Origin of the sequence: Streptomyces sp. NPDC002669, from assembly GCF_042889165.1 — a bacterium.
Classification (GTDB): Bacteria; Actinomycetota; Actinomycetes; order Streptomycetales; family Streptomycetaceae; genus Streptomyces.
This window is the reverse complement of sequence record NZ_JBIAQQ010000053.1, coordinates 21,823-27,905: the sequence shown is the minus strand read 5'-3', so window position 1 is coordinate 27,905 and position 6,083 is coordinate 21,823. Positions and strand designations below refer to the sequence as shown.

The following is a 6,083-nucleotide window of genomic DNA, read 5'->3' as shown; positions in this document are numbered from 1 at the left end:
CGAATACATCCAGTATGCGGACGCCCCTCCGCCTTGCGATGCACCGCATCTGACGCCGCGCGCTGATCCACCGGGGATTACGGGACAGCCCTTAGCCCGGCTCCACTTCCACGCCATAGGCGTCTCTGACATCAATCAGGAACACCCCACCACCGATACGGGGGATTCGGCGCTCCCACCAGCCCCAACTTCCAGGAACTCGAAACCCGTCCTCAAGCAGCGCCGAAAATTTCGCGTCGATGTCCTCGACCTCCCTGATGAACCACTGCGCATCCGGGGCTCGTCGAACTTGCGGGTCGTCGATCACCGCCTGCAAGAAGCGCCGGATGGACAGCTCGTTCCTGTACTCGGCAAGGCTGTCCTCGTAGCCCTCCTCGCAGCTTTCGACGAACTGAAGCCATGCCTCAACGGCTCGGCCGGGCGTCAGAGTTCGCTTGCCCAGCGTTCGCGCGACGGCATTGAACCTCTCGACGAACATCGGTCTCCTTCACGACCTCACGATCACAGGCCGGGAGAACCACCCGGCCGACGAGGACCCGCGCCCTCATTCCACTGAGGCGGATGCCTGATCCGGTCGTCCCCTCCCTGGCAGCTTTCACGGCATGTCCGCTGCTTCGTGTGCGGCCGCTTGCGCCGCGGTGACCAGGACATCCCGCTGGCGGCGGGGCGTTCGCCTCACACCTTCCTGGATGTCCGGCCGCTTCGTGATCGGACCGGAGCGGCACGGCCGGGCGATGCCTAGACGACGTCGAACTCGTTGCCCTCCGGGTCCTGGAGCAGGACCGCGTACTGCCCCATGTCCGGCTCGTCCGCGATCCGGACCACGGTGGCACCGGCCTCGACCAGCCTCTCCACCGCGGCGGTGACCCGCTGCGTGCGGACCTCCAACGGGACGTCGCGCCCGCCGCCGACCTTCAGGTCGAAGTGGATGCGGTTCTTGATGGTCTTGGGCTCCGGAACCTGCTGGAACCACACCCGCGGCCCCCGCCCCTCGGGGTCCATGATCGACTCCGGTATGTCACCCGCACCCGCGGGCAGCTCCTCCGCGGGCACCCCCATGGCCGCCCAGTACTCCCGCCACGTGGCATGACCGGCCGGCGGAGGTTCGGGCACGTACCCCAGGGCCTCGCTCCAGAACGCCACCATCCTCTGCGGATCGGCGCAGTCGATCGTCAGCTGCACGGTCATCTCCATGCCCCGAGCCTGACAGACGGGTCCGACACCCACGCCGGCCCGACCCCACGAGAAGCCCTGGACTCGGGCTCGGGGCCCAACTGTCGCGGACGCACTTCGGTTGACAGGATGAGAAGTTGGTGAAGCAGCAGGTCCATCGAAGCGAGCGAGGTCGAAGTGATACGACGCAGGAACTTGGTGGCTTCGGGCGTGGCGGTTGCTTTAGCAGGCGGGGGCGCGGCTGCTTACGGGCTGGCAGGCGGGGGCGCCACAGGGGACGGGGCCGGTTTCGACGAATCGGTCGGCGTTCCGGTCCAGTTGCGCAGACTTCTGCCGGAAAAATACGTGGCGTTGATCTCGCTCGACGTCGGGCGGTCACGTGGCGCGCTGAGAGAACTGGTAAAACGGGTTCGTACTGCCGCCGATCCGGACACATCCGTGGGGTTCGCCCTCGGGGCGACACTTTTCGGATCCGAGAAGTCGATTCCTCGCCAACTCAAGGAGATGCCGCACTTCACCGGCGACCTTCTCGACCCCGCCATGTCGCACGGAGACATTCTCGCCCACGTCGCGAGCGACAAGGCCGCGGTGATACAGAAGACCGTTGAGCGCATCAGGAAAACCACCTCCCCGCACTGGACAGTGCGGTGGCACGTCAATGGCTCCCGCCCCGCCAACCGGATCGAGGACGGCAGGGGTCTGTCCCGCAACCCGTTCCACTTCACCGAGGGCTTCGGCAATCCGGGCACCGAGAGGGAATCCCTCGACCGTGCACTCACTTCTGCCGATCAGGACGAACCCCAGTGGGCAGTGGGCGGCAGTTACCAGGTCGTGCGCATCGTTCGGTTCGCCACCGACCTGTGGGACAAGGACTCGGTAAGAGAACAGGAGCGGATCATCGGACGCCGACGCGACGGGGGATGGCTCGACGGCACACCGCCCGACGAGCAGCCCAACTTCGCGGCCGATCCGACCGGCAGACTCACCCCGCTTGATTCCCATGTACGCCTCGCAGCCCCTGACCGCCGCACTCCCCCACCGATCGTGCGGCGCAGTTACAGCTACGACCGGGGCAGCGACGACACGGGCATCATCTTCTCCTGTTTCCAGCGAGACCTGGTCCAAGGATTCGAAGCAGCCCAGAAACGCCTGGAAGGAGAACCCCTGGCAAAGTACTTGCTGACCACGGGTGGCGGATACTTCTTCGTCCCCCCGTCCGGCGACAAGTGGATTGACGTGCTCAGCAACACCCTTGATCGGCCCGTCGGTCACCTCGACAGCTCACCCGACACGACAGTCATCCGCTGACATTGCCGCTCAAACGACGCAAGGCTCTCCCGAAGTTCGTGATGACCTTGTTTCAATGGTGACGAGATTCCCTTTGGGAAGACCTCAACCTCACCATCGGAACGGCCAGCATCCGTCGCTCGCTCCAGCGCACCCGCACCGGCGGCCTCACCCACCTGCCCACCAAGGCCCGGGCGTCCGAACGCCGTATCGCCCTCCCTACCGAATGCCGCCGCTCCCTCAAGGAGCACAAGCAGCAGACCACGGAGCGCGAGACGGCAGGGTCGGTCTGGAACGTCATCGGCCTCGTCTTCACCACGCCCACAGGACGGCCCCTCGACCCTGCCAACCTCATCCGCCGCTTCCACAGCTTCCTCAACCGGGCCGGACTCCGCCGCATCCGCTTCCACGACCTCCGGCACTCGACCGCGCCCCTGCTTCTGGAGCAGGGAATCGAACTCGTCGTGATCAAGGAAATCCTCGGCCACGCCCGCATCGGCGTCACGGCCACCGTCTACGCCCACGTAAGGATCCGCCTTCAGCGCGACGCCATCGACACCCTTGGCTCTGCACTCGGCAGTCCAGGGAGCGCCGAGACAGTCAGCTTCGACGGTGACGAACCGCCGCCCTGCACCGGTCTCGTACGCTGACGTTGCCGTCAACTACTGCCGCCACCCCACGCTGAAGCCCCGCCAGGACACACCTGACGGGGCTCCAAATTCGCTATGGCTACCGGTCCGCCCGCACCCGGAAAACCTTGCCGCCCTTGATTGCGTCAGGACTAGGAGATTCCTGCATCAGGGGGCTTGGCTCTGTAGCAAGGATAAAAACTTCAGCCCAGAAGATATATCCCGCAACGACATAATCAAGCGGATTGCCATCGGAGACTCGAAAAAGTTTACTCTCTCGCCATCTGCGCCCGACCCTCTGCTCTTCAGTTCGCAAAACATCCGGGCCCGCATTCGACACTCTGAGACCCGAGTACTGATCGGCCAGCGAGATCCGGGAAACGTCCTGGAATAGGACATCGAAGATCCTAAGGGCTGTCCCGCAATGGCCGCTCATAGCTCTGGGAACGGCGGGGTGTTGTCCATCACCTGCAACAGCTTTCCAGCGGGCGTCGCTTCCTCTGACCGTATGGAGGAGGCGATGCCCTCGATGACTGACCGGCCTGCGTGCACGGCTGTCCTTGAGGCTGTCTCCCAGCCGGGTTGCTGCCGGTAGCTCGCGTCGTGCTTGCGATCCTGGGTCGCCGCAGCGGCGGAGTGCCACTGGTCGGTCCGGCAAATGCTTCCCAGAAGATCCAGCAACTCGGCCTTGCAGGCCACGTGCGGGGACCCGACCAGTTCAAGAAGGAACGGCACCGTGGGAGCTGTCGCCTCGCCGACGACGAACCCCAGCGCACAGATGGCATCGCCCAGGTCATCGATGGCAATGCGGGCCGTGTCCTCATCCCCATATGCGATCCGGGACAGCAGAGGGGGGATACCGCCGGCAGCGGTGCCCGTCGCGTCGCGCAGTTCTCCCCAGCGGACCCCGGAGACGCTCCTCAACAGACTTCCCACGTCCTGCTCCTCATCAGATCGTCGTGCCGGCCCCAGCATTGCTTTGAGCATGGTGTGGCTACGAGTGTGGCCCTGGCCAGACGGCACGTGACGGGGCGGTGCTACAGGGCCCCGGCTTGGCGTCATGATCTTGCCGTGACTGGAGTGATCACGGCGTCGACCCCGTCCTGGACAGCCCCGTTCACTGGGCTGAGCCCGCGCTGTTTCGGCAAGCTGGTGACCGCACTGCGCCGTGAGGGGGTCGATGAGGTGCGGCGGGGTCGGCCGTGGGGGCTGCCGCTGGAGGACCGAGTGCTGCTGGTCACGACGTACTGGCGGACGAACTTGACGCTGCGCCAGCTTGCCCCGCTGTTCGGGGTATCGAAGTTCGCGGCCGACCTCGTCATCAGACACCTCGGCCCCTTGCTCGCGCTCCGGCCGCGCAAACGGTTTCGCAAAACACTGTGTTGATCGTGGACGGAAACTTGGTCCCCACACGTGACCATACGGTGGCCGAGCAGTCGAAGAACTATCGATACTCCACGAATCACCAGGTCGTCATCAACGTCGACACCCGCCTCGTCGTGGTGGTCGGCCAGCCCCTGCCAGGCAACCGCAATGACTGCAAGGCATGGGAGCTGTCCGGCGCCAAAGCCGCCGTCGGCCGCACCACTGTGGTCGCCGACGGCGGCTACCGGGGCACCGGTCTGGTCATTCCGCACCGTCGCAAACGCGGGCAGCACGAACTACCTGCCCGGAAGGAGGAGCACAACGCCTCCCACCGCCAGGTCCGTGCCCGCGATGAGCGGCATCGCTCGCCTGCACAACCTCACCCTCAGGGAATAGACAAGCGGACCGAACACCGGTCGGCCTTACGCGCACCCGCTCGAAGACCTTTTACGGGACAAACCTTAGGGACACCCCCTTCCTCACCACCCAAGAATCCGCGAAGCAGGATCTTACTGTGACCCACCTCAATGGCCCACGGTTTGAAAATTCCCTGCAAGTTCAGAGGTAGATGACCATCTATCAGCTGGTATGTAATTTGAACTTGACCCCAGTCCAGTTGTCAGCACGTCGATTCCATCGACAGAAGCCCACTTTCCCCATAAGGCCGACTGCATCAACCTGCATCAACTCCCACTGAGTACGCAAACGCTGCGCGGGGGCCGTATCCTGTGCGATTTTCAGAGCCTTTGCCGGCCCCTGACGACCACGGTTGCCAAAAATGTTTCACAGGCCCAACATTCCCCCCGCCGCTCACAATGGCTCTCAACACCCAGCCGGGGCCACCACTTCCGAGATCCCTGGTATCCCTGGTCACCGGCTGGCCGAATTCTGTAACCCTAAGGACGGAAGCTCTGATTTCAACACCAGTTCTATCCGTCCACTCTTTTACCTCACCCCCCTGAGCCCGTATACCGATAATCATGTCCACCCGAACAGCTCCCAAGGAAGCACTTGAATTGGCGCGAAACGCTTGGAGCTTCTGGAGGGCCTGACATAGCCGCCGCTGCCTGGGGGGAAGTCGAGCAAAGCGGATGGGTCGCATCGACACCCTCCCCCGCTATCGCGAACAAGCGCCGTAGCATTACCAACCGCAACATAGTGCGTGTGCTGGTCGTCCACGGTGAGGCCTAACGACGCTGCCCCGCTGAACAGGCTCCAGCGGGGCAGCAACTTGGATCATTCGACTACGGAATATTCTCCATGGCTCCGAGTCTACAGGCCCTCAGTCTTCAGCCATTTCCGGTTCATCCGCCGCGTTGAAGAACTCATCCAGCAGGCCAAAGAGCACCGCCACCATCTGTTCATCCTGCTCAGGAGTGAAGTATCTGATGTCCGGCAGCGCTCCATCGCGATATACCTCACAGAGCACGAGAAGAGGCCAGAAAAGCTCCGGCCTCCCCTTCCGCCGAGGCAATAGCCAGCTATGGAATTCCTTCAGGAAGTAGTGCCCCGAACCCAGCTCGTACCCCGAAAGGAACGCGCAGGTTCCTTCATAGGTTCGCCGCATGACATAGATTCCGTGATGCTTTTTCAGCTCGGGAAGGAATTCACACAACGACTCACTCACGG

6 protein-coding genes and 2 pseudogenes are annotated in these 6,083 nt (G+C 63.5%); 3 read left to right on the top strand and 5 right to left on the bottom strand.

Annotated features, from left to right (window positions below):
* Positions 1–91: 91 nt before the first annotated feature.
* Positions 92–478 carry a hypothetical protein gene (locus ACFYW1_RS38250; protein WP_389004319.1) on the bottom strand — a complete coding sequence of 129 codons (387 nt, stop codon included), beginning with the start codon at positions 476–478 and terminating at the stop codon, positions 92–94.
* 260 nt (positions 479–738) lie between these two features.
* Positions 739–1,194: a VOC family protein gene (locus ACFYW1_RS38245; protein WP_389004317.1), complete on the bottom strand. Its 456-nt coding sequence runs from the start codon at positions 1,192–1,194 to the stop codon at positions 739–741.
* 177 nt (positions 1,195–1,371) lie between these two features.
* On the opposite strand from ACFYW1_RS38245, the gene ACFYW1_RS38240 reads away from it, so the two are divergent.
* Together ACFYW1_RS38240 and ACFYW1_RS38235 are read left to right on the top strand one after the other, a co-directional pair.
* Positions 1,372–2,481, top strand: coding sequence for a Dyp-type peroxidase (locus tag ACFYW1_RS38240; RefSeq protein ID WP_389004315.1), 1,110 nt, complete (start codon positions 1,372–1,374; stop codon positions 2,479–2,481).
* Positions 2,482–2,555: 74 nt separating this feature from the next.
* Positions 2,556–3,110, top strand: a pseudogene (locus ACFYW1_RS38235) (site-specific integrase); the annotation flags it as partial.
* Positions 3,111–3,521: 411 nt separating this feature from the next.
* Here ACFYW1_RS38235 and ACFYW1_RS38230 read toward each other — a convergent pair.
* Positions 3,522–4,076 (bottom strand): hypothetical protein, encoded by a 555-nt coding sequence (locus ACFYW1_RS38230; RefSeq protein WP_389004313.1) that lies wholly within the window; start codon positions 4,074–4,076, stop codon positions 3,522–3,524.
* Positions 4,077–4,160: 84 nt separating this feature from the next.
* Between ACFYW1_RS38230 and ACFYW1_RS38225 the strand changes: the two are divergent.
* A pseudogene (locus ACFYW1_RS38225) lies at positions 4,161–4,810 on the top strand (transposase family protein); the annotation flags it as partial.
* Positions 4,811–5,127: 317 nt separating this feature from the next.
* Here the strand turns inward: ACFYW1_RS38225 and ACFYW1_RS38220 are convergent.
* A complete protein-coding gene (locus tag ACFYW1_RS38220) occupies positions 5,128–5,556 on the bottom strand; it encodes a DUF3710 domain-containing protein (protein WP_389004311.1) in 429 nt (142 codons plus the stop codon).
* A 180-nt stretch (positions 5,557–5,736) separates the two neighbouring features.
* The gene (locus ACFYW1_RS38215) at positions 5,737–6,081 is read right to left on the bottom strand and encodes a hypothetical protein (protein WP_389004309.1); all 345 of its coding nucleotides are present in this window, start codon (positions 6,079–6,081) and stop codon (positions 5,737–5,739) included.
* Positions 6,082–6,083 lie beyond the last annotated feature (2 nt).